The sequence below is a fragment of the Leeuwenhoekiella palythoae genome (genome assembly GCF_900130045.1).
In the GTDB taxonomy this organism is placed as follows: domain Bacteria; phylum Bacteroidota; class Bacteroidia; order Flavobacteriales; family Flavobacteriaceae; genus Leeuwenhoekiella; species Leeuwenhoekiella palythoae.
In genome coordinates, this window is the sequence record NZ_FQXT01000005.1 from 134,182 (window position 1) to 151,005 (window position 16,824).

General features: G+C 38.3%; 13 protein-coding genes. 6 read left to right on the forward strand and 7 right to left on the reverse strand.

What is annotated here, in order from left to right; genetic code table 11:
• Window position 1: 1 nt before the first annotated feature.
• Window positions 2–1,066: a hypothetical protein gene (locus BUA96_RS13875; RefSeq protein WP_072984037.1), complete on the reverse strand. Its 1,065-nt coding sequence runs from the start codon at window positions 1,064–1,066 to the stop codon at window positions 2–4.
• A gap of 139 nt (window positions 1,067–1,205) precedes the next feature.
• Here BUA96_RS13875 and BUA96_RS13880 point away from each other — a divergent pair, with 139 nt between their 5' ends.
• From BUA96_RS13880 to BUA96_RS13890, 3 genes are read left to right on the forward strand one after another with little or no spacing between them, the layout of a single operon-like run.
• Entirely contained in the window at window positions 1,206–1,730 is a 525-nt protein-coding gene (locus BUA96_RS13880; RefSeq protein ID WP_072984039.1) for an RNA polymerase sigma factor, read from the forward strand.
• A 58-nt stretch (window positions 1,731–1,788) separates the two neighbouring features.
• The gene (locus BUA96_RS13885) at window positions 1,789–2,697 is read left to right on the forward strand and encodes a FecR family protein (RefSeq protein WP_072984041.1); all 909 of its coding nucleotides are present in this window, start codon (window positions 1,789–1,791) and stop codon (window positions 2,695–2,697) included.
• Window positions 2,687–5,206 carry a TonB-dependent receptor gene (locus BUA96_RS13890; RefSeq protein ID WP_072984043.1) on the forward strand — a complete coding sequence of 840 codons (2,520 nt, stop codon included), beginning with the start codon at window positions 2,687–2,689 and terminating at the stop codon, window positions 5,204–5,206. Before BUA96_RS13885 ends, BUA96_RS13890 begins: the two co-directional genes overlap by 11 nt.
• Here BUA96_RS13890 and argS read toward each other — a convergent pair whose 3' ends face one another.
• The gene (gene argS / locus BUA96_RS13895) at window positions 5,207–6,982 is read right to left on the reverse strand and encodes an arginine--tRNA ligase (RefSeq protein ID WP_072984401.1); all 1,776 of its coding nucleotides are present in this window, start codon (window positions 6,980–6,982) and stop codon (window positions 5,207–5,209) included. It abuts the gene before it with no gap.
• Window positions 6,983–7,110: 128 nt separating this feature from the next.
• Between argS and BUA96_RS13900 the strand changes: the two genes are divergently transcribed.
• Complete coding sequence (locus BUA96_RS13900) at window positions 7,111–7,542, forward strand: hypothetical protein (protein ID WP_072984045.1); 432 nt, start codon at window positions 7,111–7,113, stop codon at window positions 7,540–7,542.
• Between the two features lie 149 nt (window positions 7,543–7,691).
• On the opposite strand, the gene BUA96_RS13905 is transcribed toward BUA96_RS13900, so the two are convergent.
• Window positions 7,692–8,195: a hypothetical protein gene (locus BUA96_RS13905; RefSeq protein ID WP_072984047.1), complete on the reverse strand. Its 504-nt coding sequence runs from the start codon at window positions 8,193–8,195 to the stop codon at window positions 7,692–7,694.
• A gap of 479 nt (window positions 8,196–8,674) precedes the next feature.
• Between BUA96_RS13905 and BUA96_RS13910 the strand changes: the two genes are divergently transcribed.
• Together BUA96_RS13910 and BUA96_RS13915 are read left to right on the forward strand one after the other, a co-directional pair.
• Window positions 8,675–10,129 (forward strand): SDR family oxidoreductase, encoded by a 1,455-nt coding sequence (locus BUA96_RS13910; RefSeq protein WP_072984049.1) that lies wholly within the window; start codon window positions 8,675–8,677, stop codon window positions 10,127–10,129.
• 26 nt (window positions 10,130–10,155) lie between these two features.
• The gene (locus tag BUA96_RS13915; RefSeq protein WP_262490515.1) at window positions 10,156–11,613 is read left to right on the forward strand and encodes a BCCT family transporter; all 1,458 of its coding nucleotides are present in this window, start codon (window positions 10,156–10,158) and stop codon (window positions 11,611–11,613) included.
• On the opposite strand, the gene ctlX is transcribed toward BUA96_RS13915, so the two are convergent.
• From ctlX to eno, 4 genes are all read right to left on the reverse strand, one after another.
• Window positions 11,603–12,535: a citrulline utilization hydrolase CtlX gene (ctlX, locus tag BUA96_RS13920; protein ID WP_072984403.1), complete on the reverse strand. Its 933-nt coding sequence runs from the start codon at window positions 12,533–12,535 to the stop codon at window positions 11,603–11,605. The genes BUA96_RS13915 and ctlX overlap by 11 nt on opposite strands.
• 85 nt (window positions 12,536–12,620) lie before the next feature.
• Complete coding sequence (locus tag BUA96_RS13925; protein WP_072984053.1) at window positions 12,621–13,535, reverse strand: dimethylarginine dimethylaminohydrolase family protein; 915 nt, start codon at window positions 13,533–13,535, stop codon at window positions 12,621–12,623.
• A 73-nt stretch (window positions 13,536–13,608) separates the two neighbouring features.
• On the reverse strand, window positions 13,609–14,895 hold the full coding sequence (locus BUA96_RS13930) for a citrate synthase (protein WP_072984055.1): 1,287 nt from the start codon (window positions 14,893–14,895) through the stop codon (window positions 13,609–13,611).
• A 507-nt stretch (window positions 14,896–15,402) separates the two neighbouring features.
• The gene (gene eno, locus BUA96_RS13935; protein WP_072984057.1) at window positions 15,403–16,692 is read right to left on the reverse strand and encodes a phosphopyruvate hydratase; all 1,290 of its coding nucleotides are present in this window, start codon (window positions 16,690–16,692) and stop codon (window positions 15,403–15,405) included.
• Window positions 16,693–16,824 lie beyond the last annotated feature (132 nt).

The following is a 16,824-nucleotide window of genomic DNA, read 5'->3' on the forward strand; positions in this document are numbered from 1 at the left end:
ATTATAACTTAGAAAAAACCAATTTAAATGTCGTATCTGTGGTGCTCTGCAATTCGATGGTACTTGAAGATTGACTAACTACTTCAAAGGTTCCGTTAAGAACTGAAAATTCTGAGTCACTCGTAAAGTTTAGCTCAAGAAAAACTTCAGTTTCTGAGGTCGTGTTAAAAAATGCTTCCACATCAGTTACCAGATTGGTTAGGCTATTACGTACAACTACACGCTTATCATTTGTAAATTCAAAAGTATAATTAGCAAATTGCTGACTGAATTCTGCCCCTGCCTGAACACCAGACTCAAGCTCAAAACGTGCACCGGTTATCGCCTCTTCAAGATCTTCTCTTAGATCTTCGGCTTCATCACGCGCCTCTTCCTCAAGATCATCTTCTGACTCGCACGATTGTAATTCTGCAATCAATTCTGCATCAGAATTAATCGTTATACTTCCATCACTCGAACCAGATAAACTAATTGGATATTGAAGGCTGAAATATTGATCGTCACCCAAATCATTGATAAATGCGTAAGCTTCCTGATCACTAGTAAGCACTACGCTCCCTGTCTGTTGCGCATTGGCGTCAAAGGTAAATACGGTAATAGGGTAATCAAATTCTAGACAACTAATAGCGTCATCTCTACTCTCATCAGCCGCTTCACACGCTTCTTCTAACGCTTCTAACTCTTGCTCATTTTGAATAGTCACCACCGAATAATCACTTAAACGCATTTCAATAGGAAACTGAAAACGCACCTCATCTTCATCGTTAGTAAATTCGGCAAAAATCTCAGCGATTAACGTCAAGCTGGCTTCATTAACAATGGTAAGCTCTTGACCGTTCACTTCTGCAACTACCGGAAGAATCACAGACGCACAGCTTATATCATCTAGAATATCGTCTTCAGAGCCGTCATTTGCAGTGCTACGCTCTATATATTCTGCAGGTTCTGACTGTTTCGTATTGGTATTCTCATTACCTTCAATCAGCACGTCTTCTTCATTCTGACAAGAACCAAAAAGCAATGCTGCGAGAAAAGTTATACTTAAAAATGTTTTTAGATTTTTCATAATAGTAAAATTATACAAAGGTTATTTAAAGTTCGTATTCACCCTTAAGACAACCCAAAACCTCTTTACCCTACCCTCACTTGAAAAAAAATTAGAAAAATATTTTAGTAGCTTTGAAATATTAGATGCCCCTAACCCTATGAACGAGCAAGACAAGCATACCGATCTTTGCCACGAAGCTACCTTTAAACGTTTCTACCTAGAGTTTATTCAGGCTGCTAAAAACTTTGCTTTTTATAAATGCGGGGACGAACAGGAAGCTCTAGACTTGACTCAAGAGGCTTTTGTAAAAATCTGGAATCGTTGTAATAACATCGAGTTCAAAAAAGCTAAAACCTATTTATTTACAACCATCAACAATTCTTTTCTTAATGCAGTAAAGCATAAAAAAGTAGTATTGAACTATCAAAGAAATCAAGCTTCAGAAGAATCAGAATCTAACGAAGACCCCCAATTTATTTTACGCGAAAAAGAGTTTAAAAAAACGCTGAACAGCGCCATCGCCTCGTTAACAGAAGCCCAGCGCGAAGTGTTCTTATTAAATAGAATAGATGGAAAGAAATACGCAGAGATAGCCGAAATGCTTAACATTTCCGTAAAAGCGGTCGAAAAACGTATGAGCCAGGCTTTAAAAAACTTAAGGCAACAAATCCCAGAATTTTAACAACTTAAAGGGTAGGGTTTTCCGCTTTTAAGGTGTCTAACAAGTAACTAAGGAAATTATGCAGCATCAAGAAGAACTTTTAAAATGGCTAAACGGCGACATGAACGCCGAAGAATTGGCTGCATTTAAACAAACCCAAACGTATAAAGAATATCACAAAATAGCTACATACGCTTCCCGGTTGAAGCCTAATACGCTTGACAAAGAAGCGGCTTACAAGTCCTTTAAAACAAAAATTACACAAAAGCCGCAACCTAAAGTTATTAAGCTTCCCTATAAAACTTGGATCAGCACTGCAGCAGCCGTACTGGTCATTTTAATAACCTCTTATATCTTTTTAAAATCTGATCAAAAAATCATCAAAGCAACAGATGATTTTGTGCAAATCACCTTACCCGATGCTTCTGAAGCTACCCTAAACAATGCTTCACAGATCTCCTATAATCCTAAAGATTGGGAAGATGGCACGCGTAATTTAGAACTTGAAGGAGAAGCTTTTTTTAAAGTCAATAAAGGAAGTGTTTTTAAAGTTGCTACTGCGCAAGGCACAATACAAGTGCTGGGCACTCAATTTAATGTAAATCATAGAAAAGGTTATTTTGAAGTTTCCTGCTACGAAGGAAGTGTAGAAGTCGCGGTAACGCTTGACACCTTGATTCTCAAACCTGGTGACACCTATCGCTTGATATCTGGTAAATCTGAATTAAAAATCAACAATGATCAAAAGCAACCCTCTTGGCTAGACTACGAGCTTAGCTTTGACGAGGTTCCCTATCATATTGTGATCGCCGCGCTAGAACGTCAATTTAATATTCAGATTTCTTATCCGGCACAATTAAAAGACCAAGTATTCACCGGTAGCTTTAGTACCAAAAAATTAGAAAGTGCGCTTCAAGGAGTAACCCTCCCGTTTGGGATCACTTATAAATCAGACAAGGATCAAAGCTTTATATTTTATGCTGAATAAAGAAAAATATTGGCTGATCATGCTACTTTTCACTTCCATATTCGGCACAGCTCAAGACCGAAGCGAGGTTGATTTGGTTACTTATTTAGATACTGTAGAAACGTCATTCAACATTCGTTTCTCGTATCAAACTGAAGCGGTACAAGACCTAAAATTACAGAATTCAACGTTTGAGCAATTAGACCAAACCTTGCAGTATATCACAAAGCAAACCGGGTTGACCATCACTAAAATCGATGATCGGTATTATAGTATTCTACCTAGAACTTCGTCTATTTTTTGCGCTCAAATTCTTGATGCTGCAACGCTGAAACCACTGGAAGGAGCAACAATTCAAGCATTAAACAAAAACGCGAGTGCCGTGACAGACGCCAACGGTTATATTGAACTAGCACTTATAAAACCCGGAGATAGCATCAAGGTATCGTTTTTAGGTTATCAAACCGAGGTTCTTAAGGTAGAAAGGCTTACTTCTAATTGTCAGCAAATCAGTTTAGCTCCTAAAAGTTTTACGTTGGAAGAAGTGGTGATTAAACGCTTATTCAGTCGAGGTATTCGTAAATTTCCAGACGACCGTATTGAGATAAACACACGTGAATTTGACATTTTACCGGGATTGACAGATCCTGATATTCTACAAACGCTGCAAATTTTACCAGGAATAGAGAGTATAGACGAAAGCATCAATAATATAAATGTGCGCGGTGGAACCCAAGATGAAAACTTGATGCTTTGGGATGAAATCAAAATGTATCATACCGGTCATTTTTTTGGCTTAATTTCAGCATATAACCCTAATTTAACTGAGCGCGTTGAAGTCACTAAAAACGCCAACAGCTCAGAGTATTCAGGTGGAGTAAGCAGTACTATAAAAATGTACACACCTAATGCTATAACCGAAAAAATATCAGGTGGTGCCGGCTTTAATGGTCTCAGTGCAGACGCTTTTCTTCAAATACCTATAAGTACAAAGCTCGCTCTTCAAATAAGCGGAAGAAGGTCTTTTGCCGATTATTTTCAAACACCCACATATACTTCTTATTTCAATCGAAGTTTTCAAGATTCAGAGATCAAAAATGATGGTAGCTCTGCTGAAAATATCAAATCACTTTCTGATTTTAGATTTCACGATTATTCAGCAAAAATTCTTTACGATATCAGTCCAAAACATCAACTCAGAGCCAGTTTTATATCACTCAACAACACTCTAGAATACTCCGAGTCTGACGTTGATGAACAACTCATTAATGAAAGTTTGATAGATCAGGATAATATCGCCTTCGGAATCCATCTAAGCAGCGTCATTAACCCCGCTTATGACACGTTTCTTAATGCATATTATACGCAATACAACATTCGCTCAACAGATCAAGATTTCAGCAACAATCAGGTATTAGCCCAAACCAATCAAGTACTCGAAACCGCTTTTAAAGCAAAAGGAACCTGGCACCTGAATTCCCGCATGAACTTTGAACACGGTTATGAATTTACTGAAACTGGAATTCGCAATACAACAAGTGTCAATCAGCCGGTGTTTCAGCAACGCAAAAAGGATGTTGTTAGACAACATGCAATTTTTGGAGATTGGAGCCTTGCTACCAACAATTTCAGGCTGCGTACAGGATTACGTACAACCTATTTTGAAAAATTCAAAAAAGTTAGACTAGAGCCTCGCATAAATATTCGTCAAAAAATAGGGCATTTTGCTTTAAAAACAGAAGCCGCTTTAAAAAACCAAAGCACCACACAGATCATTGATTTTGAAGATAATTTTCTAGGGGTAGAAAAACGGCGGTGGGTTTTAGTCAATGACAATGACATTCCTTTAATCACTAGCAAACAAATAAGTCTAGGCGTTGATTACACTCAAAATAATTGGCTGATTGATCTTACTGGTTTTTACAAACAAGTCTCCGGAATAACTGCATCAAACCAAGGCTTTCAGAACCAATTTAAATTCATCAAAACCAATGGCAGCTATGAGACCAAAGGTTTAGAATTTCTAGTAAACAAAACCACTCCAAAATTAAGCACTTGGTTTACCTACACCTTGGCAACTAACGTGTATTCTTTTGAATCGCTGAATCCCGCGACCTTTCCCAACAACACAGATATCAGGCATTCTATAAATACGGGAGGTTCGTATGCGCTCTTTAATAATTTTAAAATTGCAGTGAGCTTGAATTATCACACGGGAAGACCTTATACCTTACCCATAGAAAATGCAGAAACGCTGCCCAGCAGTAGCAACACCTACGTCGTGAATTACGACACTCCAAATGCAGCCAATCTAGAAGACTTCATGCGTTTTGATGCCACCGCTAACTATTCGTTTAACTGGGATGCAGTCACAGCAAAATTTACGCTGGGTATTATTAATATTCTAAATCAAACCAATACCATTCAAAGGTATTATGAGGTTAACCCTGACGACAACACACAGGCTATTGCCATACAGAATAATTCACTAGGTTTTACTCCTAATGCATCCCTCCGCTTGACGTTTTAATTACATACGCTCAGGAACCTGAATCCCAAGTAATCCAAATGCCGCCTCGATCACCTCGCCTACTTTTTTAGAAAGCGCTACGCGGAAGCTTTTTTCTGCATCGGTATCTGCGCCTAAAATAGAGACTTGTTGATAGAAAGAATTAAACTCTTTTACTAAGTCATAGGTATAATTTGCGATCAATGCCGGACTGTGGTTTTCTGCGGCCAACTGTACCGTTTCAGGATATAAAGCAAGTTGTTTGATCAGCTCTTTTTCTTTAGGCTGAAGCGCTTCATACACATAATCTTGAGCAACTCCGGTATCTTGAGCCTTTCTCAAAATCGACTGAATACGCGCATAAGTATACTGAATAAACGGACCTGTATTTCCTTGAAAGTCTACAGATTCTTCCGGATTGAAAAGAATACGCTTTTTAGGATCTACTTTTAGAATATAGTACTTCAAAGCACCAAGACCAATAATTTTGTACAACTCTTGCTTTTCGACCTCGCTGTAACCGTCCAGTTTTCCTAATTCTTGGGCGATGTTTCCGGCAGTTGTCGCCATTTCTTCCACAAGATCATCCGCATCAACTACAGTACCTTCACGGCTTTTCATTTTTCCGCTAGGCAAATCAACCATTCCATAGCTCAAATGGAATAAATGCTCGGCCCAATCATAACCTAATTTTTTCAGAATTAAGAAAAGCACTTTAAAATGGTAATCTTGTTCATTACCTACGGTATAGATCATTCCGCCTACATCCGGATGATCTTTCACCCGCTGAATCGCGGTACCTATATCTTGCGTCATATAAACCGCAGTACCATCACTACGTAGAACGAGTTTCTCATCAAGACCGTCTTCGGTTAAATCACACCAAACCGAACCATCTTCTTTCTTATAAAAAACACCTTTTTTCAGGCCTTCTTCAATATTGTCTTTTCCTAATAAATAGGTATTGCTTTCGTAATAATAACTGTCAAAATCAACACCCAGATTTTTATAGGTTTCTTCAAAACCACTGTAAACCCAGCCGTTCATTTTTTTCCAAAGTGCAACCACTTCTTCATCACCGGCTTCCCATTTGCGCAACATATCTTGAGCTTCAAGAATAAGCGGCGCTTCCTTTTCGGCTTCTTCTTTCGTTTTTCCTTGCGCTACTAAATAGGATTGTTCTTCTTTGTAGGCTTTATCAAACTTCACGTAATAATTCCCTACCAACTTATCGCCTTTGAGTCCGGTTGATTCTGGAGTTTCACCTGCACCAAATTTCTGCCAAGCCAGCATACTCTTGCAAATATGGATTCCGCGGTCGTTGATGATCTGTGTTTTATACACTTTCTTTCCGCTAGCTTTTAAAATTTCGGCAACAGAATAACCTAATAAATTATTACGGATGTGCCCCAGATGCAACGGCTTGTTTGTGTTAGGAGAAGAATATTCAACCATCACTGCTTTACCGGCTTCAGGCTCGTGACCAAAGTTTTTTTGGTCTTTAATCACATCAAAGAAATTCAAATAAAAAGCATCTGAAATCACAAGATTTAAAAAGCCCTTCACGACATTAAAGTCTGCGATTTCGTCTAGATTCTCTTTCACATAAGTTCCTATCTGCTCGCCTATTACCGCCGGATTTCCTTTTGCAACGCGCAAAATAGGAAACACCACAACGGTTAGATCTCCTTCAAAATCCTTACGAGTAGGCTGAATTTCAACACTTTCTAGAGTTGCGCTAAAAAGTTCTTGAACCGCATCTTTAACGGCTTTTGTGAGTTTATCTGATAAATTCATGAGTGCTTTTTCTGAAGGCGCAAAGATACGTAAAACAAGCGGTTGACAAAGCAAAATAGCGCAACTCACGCTGATCAAAGTCCGCTTAGATAGCATTAGCCCGCAAAGTGGTATCTTTAAAAGAAAAAATGCTACTTAATGTCTCCTACAATAATCCTGAAGTTACCCGAAAGATCTACACCGAAGTTGGTAAACCTTTTACGCTGCGCGAGCGCATTAAAATGAAAGGGATTGGTTCGTCAAAACTCTTTATCACTGCTACGAGTATTGAAATTCACAACCTACTTATTCTGGACAGCTATGTCAACACCTGTAATATTGAAATGCGCCCTAACGGGATCATAGTGGGTTTCCGCTCGTTGCTAGAATCATACGCACTGATCATCCCGTACTACAAACTACGAATCTACAAAGGCCAAGCCGAAGAATACAGCATTTACAGAGATCAGTATTTTATAAAAATCAGAGCGAAAGCTAACGACAAAGCCACGCATAAATTCATTAAGAAAATAATGGATTTTAAAGCTGAGAATCTTCCGCTAGGTCCTGAGGATCTGTAGATGCCTCATTTCATATAAACTGGCAATAATTTCGAGGAAACACAAGGGCCATAATACGAGAGCCAAATATATTGATCTAACTTGATATAAAAAATGCAGTAGGACATTACACCCTACTGCATTGATAGTAATTCTTTTTTGACTTCTATTTAGTATTCAAAAAACCAGCCCGAGTTTTTTGCTTTGACAAAAAGCGTAAAGGACTTGATCTTCTTTTTATTTTCACTCATTAGAAAATACTGAAGGATTTCGGTTTCCTTGTCATTTGTTAGAACGTAAATTCTATCTTTAAACTCACCCGATGTATTGAACTGTAACTGGATTTCGCTTAATCCTTTCAGCTCTTCATAGGGGAAAACTTTAGGGTCATTAAGTTTTCGAATCTCTGGATTTGGAATTAACCATCCATTATTTTTTTTATTCTTACGGGTTTCCTTAATAATCTGGATTGCAAGTTTTTTCCTTTTGGTCACTGAAGCCTTAAGATTATCTTCTTTATCAGTCGAGATATACTCATCAAAAACAATTTCTGGATCAATAGATTTATCAAAAAGATCCAAAACAAAACGAGATATCATTTTTTCTTGTTCATTTTCTTGGGAATAAGCCACATTAAAAGCTAAAATAAGTACTATAAAGTATGCTTTTTTCATGAATGATTTTTTTATTAACATCTTCCTGATTCTTTAGAAGAATAGCTTTTATATTTTTTTACAGTAATGACATCATCAGAATTCATCTTCCTACTTGCCTAGACTTCTTCCTGAATAAGTAAGTTAAGAAACTGTACTTGAAGGAAGTGTGATCCCTCCTCTTTTTTGCAACTTCAATAGCAGAATCAGCATAAGCACAACTACTCACATTATTTTTATTAGGAGGATTTTTGATCTATGTAATTATGTCACTGAGTTGAGATGCTTTGATCACTTTAAAAATACTTCCGTGAAATAAATATTCATTATTATCTCTTAATTCAGAATCATACGTCACACTAACACCTACAAATGCATAAATTGAGCTACTCTTAGGAAACATTCATTAATTCAAATATAGATATTAGGGTCTAAAGATTGCTAATACAAATCTGTATCATTTAATAAATCCATTTCAAAAATCGTATCTTTAAAAGGCTATGAAAATATTACTTACAGGAGCTAATGGTTATATCGGGATGCGACTCATCCCCTTTCTTTTAGAGGCCGGGCACGAATTGGTTTGCGCCGTTCGGGACAAAAACAGACTAGCGGTAAACCTGCGTACGCGTTCTAAGATCAGTATTGTTGAAATTGATTTTCTCGAAGAACCCAATCCAGATTTACTGCCTCAAGACATTGATGCGGCCTATTACCTGATTCATTCTATGACCTCATCAACGGTAGATTTTGATGAAAAAGAAAAACGCGCTGCAGAAAACTTTAATATTTATCTCTCTAAAACACGATGTGAGCAGGTAATTTATTTGAGTGGTATCGTGAATGATGAAAAATTAAGCAAGCACCTCACCTCCCGAAAACAAGTAGAAGACACGCTATATCAAGGCAATTTTAATCTAACGGTTTTGCGCGCAGCCATCATTGTAGGTTCCGGGAGTTCTTCATTTGAGATCATTAGAGATCTCTGCGAAAAACTACCACTTATGATTACCCCAAAATGGGTAAAAACGCGCTGTCAGCCCATTGCCATTCGTAATGTGATTCAGTATCTAACCGGAGTTCTAGGCAACAAATCATGCTACAATAATTCGTTTGACATTGGCGGTCCTGATGTTTTGACCTATAAACAAATGATGCTGCTGTACTCTAAAATAAGAGGTCTTAGCCTTAGTATTTTAGACGTGCCGGTAATGAGTCCCAAGCTTTCGTCTTATTGGCTTTATTTTGTCACCTCAACCAGTTATAAACTTGCGCTCAATCTGGTTGACAGTATGCGTGTAGAAGTGATTACCTGCGATACACGTTTACAGGAAATGCTCCATATAAAACCTATAAGTTATACGGATGCTATCAAGCTCGCTTTTGAAAAAATTGAACAAAACCAAGTAGTCTCCAGCTGGAAAGATAGTTTAGTAAGTGGGCGGTTTAGAAAAGATCTTAATCATTATATCAAAGTTCCTGAATACGGTTGCCTCAAAGATCGCCAAAGTATAAAGCTGAAAAATCCGGAACAAGCGCTTGAGAACATTTGGTCAATTGGCGGTAAACGCGGCTGGTATTATGCTAACACCTTGTGGAAAATTCGCGGCTTTTTAGATAAGTTGTGGGGAGGTGTTGGTTTACGTAGAGGCCGCACACACAGCAATGAACTTTACGAAGGGGATTCTCTTGACTTTTGGCGCGTGCTTCTCGCGGATAAAGAGGAACGCCGTCTATTGCTTTTTGCCGAAATGCGCGTTCCTGGAGAGGCGTGGCTTGATTGGGAGATCGACGACGACAATATATTACATCAAACTGCTACCTTTAGACCTCGCGGACTCTGGGGCCGCCTTTATTGGTTCAGCATGCTGCCTTTTCACTATTTTATTTTCGGAGGAATGATTCGCAATATTGCGCGTTATGAACCTAAAACTACAGTAATATCAAATTCATAACTACGCTAAAAGCAAATCTTTTAATTCTGATTCCGGCTGTGATTTTACTTGGTCTTGCCGGTCTGATCATTTTATTTACTGAAGAAAGTTATGCATTGATCGAAACACTCTCAACCAGCATTCGCAGCTATTTTGGAAGGTTTTATCTTATTCTTGGTTTAGTATGTGTGCTTCTTCTTGTAGGACTTGCGGTGTCTCCCATAGGAAAATTTAAACTGGGAAGAACCAATGAAAAACCTGCATTTTCGCGATTGTCTTGGATCGCTATGCTTTACAGCGCCGGAATGGGTGCAGGCATTCTGCTCAGAGCTGTTCAAGAGCCCGTATTTATGCAGCAGAATCCGCCAATTGCTACAGAAACTTCTGCTGAAATTCAGGCTTTAGAATTTACATTTTACCAATGGGGCTTTACCGCCTGGGCTTTTTATGCTGTTTTTGCTTTAGCCATTGGCACTGCTGTATTTAAATACGGTCGCCCGGCCTATACCAGCAGTACAGTTTTTACCCATTCAAAAACACGTGCTTCTAAAATTGGCATCAAGAGTATAGATCTGCTGGTAATTTTGACCACCGTCTTCGGACTCATCGCTGCTGTAGCATTAGGCGCACGACAAATTAAAGGCGGACTTGATTATTTAAACGGCGCTCTTTTAAGTGAAAATGTTTCGCTTGTAATCATAAGCGCAATTGGAGTTTTTGCACTGATCTCCGCTTTAAGCGGATTACAAAAAGGAATTAAACTGATATCCCGTGCTAATATCTTTTTGTGTGTTACCCTTCTGTTTTTCGTTTTTCTACAAGGAAATATCTTATCGATACTAAATCAGTTTGTGATCGCTTTATACCATTATTGTATTGATTTCATTCCGCTGAGTTTAGCTTACGGAAATTTTGATCCGGGAGAGGCCTTTCTCACTGATTGGACGTATTATTATTGGGCGTTTTGGATCGCTTGGGCACCCTTTACGGGTATTTTTATCGCTAATATTTCCCGCGGAAGGACGCTTAGGGAAATTATAATCGGTGTGCTTTTGATCCCTTCGTTGGGAAGTTTTTTCTGGTTTACCGTTTTTGGCCAATCGGCTTTTGAGCTTATCGACGAATGGGGAAGCTATAACCGCGAGTTTGATAATGTATTCAGTTCTTTATTTATCTTCCTAAGTAATTATCCGCCGCAGTCAATCGTTAATGCATTAGTCATTCTTTTACTACTAAGTTTTCTGGTAACCTCATTAGATTCGGCCATACTTGTTCTTAGTCTGCACAACAGCCGGTCTGAAAACCCATCAAAACGCAGCCGAATTTTATGGGGACTACTTTTGACACTTACTACAATCGCTTTTACGATTCTGAGCTTCAATAAAGAAAACGTTGATGTTTTAAACACGATGCAAAAACTGCTCATCGTAACCTCTTTGCCGCTCAGCTTCTTTATGGTTTGGATGCTATTCCGCTGGATTAAAAGTCTGCTGACTAAAGCTTAGGCAAGAAAATTTCGGCTAACATACACCGTGCGCTTCCGCCACCACATGTCTCAATAGTGGTTAAATCACTGCTTAGAATCTCACAATACTTTGTGATACTTGCAATCTGCGTGGCATCAAGGGCTTGATGCGCACTCGCACTCATGACTAAAAAGCGTTTACCCGCTGCATTTTTTACTTGCAGCATATTGCCTGCAAATTCATGCATTTGCGCTTCAGTGATCGCAATAACCTCTTTACCCGATTCTTTAAGCTGATTGATCACTTGTTTGCGCTCCTTTTTATCATCTATAGATTGTAGGCAAACCACAGCAAATTCTTCGGCAATACACATCATCACATTTGTGTGATAAATAGGAAGACGTTCATTACCAACCGTTTGATTTGCCGTAAATAGCACCGGTAAATATTCAAAATCTTCACAAAATTCTATAAACAAATCTTCATCAGCGCGGGCCGAAAGCGCACAGTATGCCTTTTCATTTACCCGATCTAAAATAATGCTACCGGTTCCTTCAAGAAAAAGTTCCTCTTCTTCTGCTTCGGTATAATCGATAACATTTTTAATTGCAAAACCAGCATCTTCCAATAACGTAAAAAATTCTTCGCGTCGTTCTCTACGCCTGTTTTCGGCATACATAGGGTACAGCGCCACATCGCCATTTTTGTGAGTACTCACCCAGTTATTTGGAAAAATGGAGTCTGGCGTATTCAATTCCTTTTCATCCTGAAGTACCAGCACATGGATCCCGGCAGCTTTCAATTTTGTTACAAATGCATCAAATTCTTGTTGCGCCTGCGCATTGATCGCTTCGTTTTCCAACGCCAGATCTTCTTGAAAATAATTATTTACAGCAGTTTCTTCATTCTTTCTAAACGATGCAGGACGCACCATCAAAACGGTATCAGTAACTTGACTCATAGGGGTAATTTTTTTTGCGGCCAAATGTAATAAGCTTAACCTAAAATTCAATAGTTAAACTAATAAGAATTGCATTTGCGAAAGCTTACTCGCGCACAAGTGGTAAGGTGCTGCACCTTAACAGGCCTTCTTGTTTTGAAATTTCGGCATACGGCACTTCTTCAACCGTGATCCCTTTACTTCGTAGCCAGGTATTCAAACGGGTAAAATTCTTTTCAGAAACAACCACATCGGGAGCGATAGAAAAAATATTTGAATTCATATGAAACATTTCTTCTGAGGAAATTTCAAAGACATTTTCTGCACCAAAAAAGTCAACCAACCACTGGTATTCTTCTTCCTCCAAAAATCCGTTTTTGTGTAAAATAGCATACTTCTCTCCTACTGGCTGAAAACAGCAATCCAGGTGTAATGCGTTTTCATAAGGATTGGTATTGGATTTTCTTAGATTGAAAGAAACCACTTTTTTATCAGGAAACTGGTTCTGAAGCGCTTCTACAGCCAGCATGTTTGTGCGTGCAATAATGTAATCTGCATAATCAGGACCGCGATAGACTCCAACGAAAATATAATCTCCGTGCGGCATAACATCGCCACCTTCTATGTGCGCCTCTTCTGGAAAGCGTATGATCTTATCCTCATCTATCTGAGTAAGCACGTGTTCAATCGCCTCAATCTCCTGCTCACGATCTGGAAGAATATTTGCCTTGATAAACGTGTCCTCTATTACAAAACCAATATCTCTAGCAAAAATCTGGTTGTAATCATTTATGAGTTTCGGTCTAAAAACCTGTATTCCGTATTTATTAAAAACTTCCTCGACCGCATTCATTTCTTCTACCATATCCTCCTCTTTAGGATAGGTGTTTTCTTTGATATGAAGCAGTGACTTAGGATCGTAAGCATCCTCAAGCTTTGGCACTCCGCCGTTGCTTAACGCCGTACCCAAAATGACCGCCCTAAGGCGCGCAGTCTCATCTGTTACATTAAGTTTTATCATAGTCACAAATATAAAAACAAAAGCGGGTTTCTGATAGCTATCAAAAACCCGCTCTGAACTGATTTATTGTTTTCTAACGCTCGTTCATAGGTTTGAATGGACGAAGTTTTTCTCCTATATAAACCTGACGTGGTCTTCCAATAGGTTCTTTGCGTAAACGCATTTCTCTCCATTGCGCGATCCATCCCGGCACGCGGCCCATTGCAAACATTACGGTAAACATTTCAACAGGAATTCCTAAAGCACGGTAGATAATTCCTGAATAGAAATCTACGTTAGGATATAATTTTCTTTTTACAAAATAATCGTCTTCTAAAGCCTCTTTCTCTAAGCCTTTTGCGATAGCTAAAACTTCATCTTCAATACCCAATTGCTCAAGTACATCGTCTGCAGCTTTCTTAATGATTTTAGCTCTTGGATCAAAGTTTTTATAAACTCGGTGACCAAATCCCATTAAACGGAACGGATCTTCTTTATCCTTTGCCTTAGCCATATATTTCTTAGTATCACCACCATCTGCTTTGATGCCTTCTAACATCTCGATAACCGCTTGATTGGCTCCACCGTGAAGTGGTCCCCAAAGTGCAGAAATACCCGCAGAAATAGAAGCAAACAATCCTGCATGAGAAGATCCTACAACACGTACTGTTGAAGTTGAACAGTTTTGCTCGTGATCTGCGTGAAGGATTAAAAGTTTGTCTAATGCTTCAATTATTGTAGCATCTACCTTATACTCACTATTAGGTTTTGAGAACATCATTTTATGCAAGTTCTCAACATATGAAAGGCTGTCGTCTCCATAATCCAGCGGCTTGCTCATTTTGGTACGCATCGTCCACGCCACTAACACCGGAAACTTCCCTAAAAGTTTTACAATAGCGTTATACATATCTTCTTCAGAATCTACATTTACGGCATCTGGATTAAATGCTGTTAATGCTGAAGTAAGTGATGCTAAAACACCCATAGGATGAGCAGACTTTGGAAAACCATTTAAAATTTTCTTTACATCTTCATCAACGTGATTCTCTTCTTTGATATCATTATGAAATTTAGTCAGCTGCTCTTCAGTAGGCAACTCTCCAAAAATCAAAAGATATACTACTTCTAAAAATGATGCTTTCTCGGCTAAATCTTCAATGGCGTAACCTCGGTATCTTAAAATTCCTTCTTCACCGTTAAGAAAAGTAATCGCACTTTCACAACTTCCGGTGTTTTTAAACCCGGGATCAATAGTTGTATAACCACCTGTTACTGCGCGCAAGCTGGCGATATCGATTGCACTTTCATTTTCAGTACCAGTTACTATAGGAAACTCATAGGACTTATCACCTATCGTCAGTTTAGCATTATCTGCCATTTCTTTAATATGTTTTAGCTGATTATCAAAATTTTCAAGAGCTGCTAAATTACGAAATACAAAGGGATTTCTAAAGAATTTGGCACTTTTGGAAGGTTAAAAAAATGAAAATAAAAAAGGGGTAAATACTATAAAAGTATACTACCCCTCACCCAACTTCAAAACTTAGATATCTTTAGTTTGGTTAAAAAGAGCGAAACATACTTATTTCAGAATCGCTCTTTCACCCAACTTCAAATTTTCTGACCTAGTAAACTAGATAATGTTAGGTGACATTAGTCTAATTTTGAAGGCTGGTTGTTCAATTTATTTGCGAGGTTAAATTAATAGTTTTTTTCTTACTAACATTTCAAATCGAAAAAAAATTATACACTTAATCGTTAAAACCAATCACTTAAGTTATACTTTACAAGTAATAAACCACTACTTTAATTTTTCGCTTTTTGGAATTTATAAGTATAAAAAAAGGGCACTCAAACGAGTACCCTTTTCTAAAACTAAAAATGCTTATTTTACTTTAAAGGCTTTTTCCTGAGGAAAATAAGCTACAGTACCTAATTCTTCTTCGATACGTAAAAGTTGATTGTATTTTGCCATACGATCACTTCTTGAAGCAGAACCGGTTTTTATTTGGCCGGTGTTAAGTGCCACAGCAAGATCTGCAATCGTATTATCTTCTGTCTCTCCTGATCTGTGAGACATTACTGAAGTATAACCTGCATTATGCGCCATATTTACAGCGGCAATAGTTTCAGTAAGTGTTCCTATCTGATTAACCTTGATCAAGATTGAATTTGCAATTCCGTTTTCAATTCCACGAGAAAGACGCTCTACATTGGTAACGAATAAATCATCACCCACAAGTTGTACTTTATCTCCGATTTTTTCGGTTAATGACTTCCAACCTTCCCAATCGTTCTCATCCATACCATCTTCAATAGAGATAATAGGATACTTCGAAGCAAGTTCTGCAAGATATTGTGCTTGCTCTTCACTTGTTCTTACTACACCTTTATCACCTTCAAATTTGGTGTAATCATATTTTCCGTCTACATAAAATTCAGCAGAAGCACAATCTAAAGCGATCATTACTTCGTCTCCAAACTTATATCCTGCGTTTTCAACGGCTTTCTGAATACTTTCAATTGCATCTTCAGTACCATCAAGTGTAGGTGCAAAACCACCTTCATCTCCTACAGCAGTACTAAGACCACGGTCGTGAAGTACTTTCTTTAGATTATGGAATATTTCGGTACCCATTTTCATCGCGTGGGTGAAATCTTTCGCCTTTACAGGCATCACCATAAACTCTTGAAAAGCAATAGGTGCATCACTATGAGAACCTCCGTTAATGATATTCATCATAGGTACTGGTAACGTGTTAGCACTTACTCCTCCTACATAACGATAAAGCGGCATATTAAGCTCATTAGCTGCTGCTTTAGCTACAGCCAAAGAAACACCCAAAATTGCATTGGCACCAAGCTTTGATTTATTTGGAGTTCCATCTAAATCGATCATCGTTTGATCAATTAGATTTTGTTCAAAAACAGATACTCCTAAAAGTTCTTGAGCTATTACTGCATTAACATTCTCAACAGCCTTTAAAACACCTTTACCCATATAATCTGAACCCCCATCGCGTAGTTCAACTGCCTCGTGCTCACCTGTAGAAGCTCCAGAAGGAACGGCCGCTCTACCAAGAACACCGTTTTCAGTTAAAACATCTACTTCTACTGTGGGATTTCCACGAGAATCTAGAATTTGACGTGCGTGGATATTGATTATTATACTCATTGTTATCTAAATATTGATTAGTTAATATAGTTTGCGCAATATACGGAATACTGCCCTATTTAGCCGCTAGCTACGGCGGTTTTACACGATTTTAAAGATTATTTAAAACTTGAGACCATCTTAAGGATTTTG

Coding starts and splice junctions, on each gene's coding strand:
- BUA96_RS13925 (WP_072984053.1), bottom strand. CDS start 13,535: ATGATAAAACTTAATGTAACAGATGAGACTGCGCGCCTTAGGGCGGTC.
- BUA96_RS13930 (WP_072984055.1), bottom strand. CDS start 14,895: ATGGCAGATAATGCTAAACTGACGATAGGTGATAAGTCCTATGAGTTT.
- argS (WP_072984401.1), bottom strand. CDS start 6,982: ATGAATTTATCAGATAAACTCACAAAAGCCGTTAAAGATGCGGTTCAA.
- BUA96_RS13880 (WP_072984039.1), top strand. CDS start 1,206: ATGAACGAGCAAGACAAGCATACCGATCTTTGCCACGAAGCTACCTTT.
- BUA96_RS13905 (WP_072984047.1), bottom strand. CDS start 8,195: ATGAAAAAAGCATACTTTATAGTACTTATTTTAGCTTTTAATGTGGCT.
- BUA96_RS13875 (WP_072984037.1), bottom strand. CDS start 1,066: ATGAAAAATCTAAAAACATTTTTAAGTATAACTTTTCTCGCAGCATTG.
- eno (WP_072984057.1), bottom strand. CDS start 16,692: ATGAGTATAATAATCAATATCCACGCACGTCAAATTCTAGATTCTCGT.
- BUA96_RS13910 (WP_072984049.1), top strand. CDS start 8,675: ATGAAAATATTACTTACAGGAGCTAATGGTTATATCGGGATGCGACTC.
- ctlX (WP_072984403.1), bottom strand. CDS start 12,535: ATGAGTCAAGTTACTGATACCGTTTTGATGGTGCGTCCTGCATCGTTT.
- BUA96_RS13900 (WP_072984045.1), top strand. CDS start 7,111: ATGCTACTTAATGTCTCCTACAATAATCCTGAAGTTACCCGAAAGATC.
- BUA96_RS13890 (WP_072984043.1), top strand. CDS start 2,687: ATGCTGAATAAAGAAAAATATTGGCTGATCATGCTACTTTTCACTTCC.
- BUA96_RS13885 (WP_072984041.1), top strand. CDS start 1,789: ATGCAGCATCAAGAAGAACTTTTAAAATGGCTAAACGGCGACATGAAC.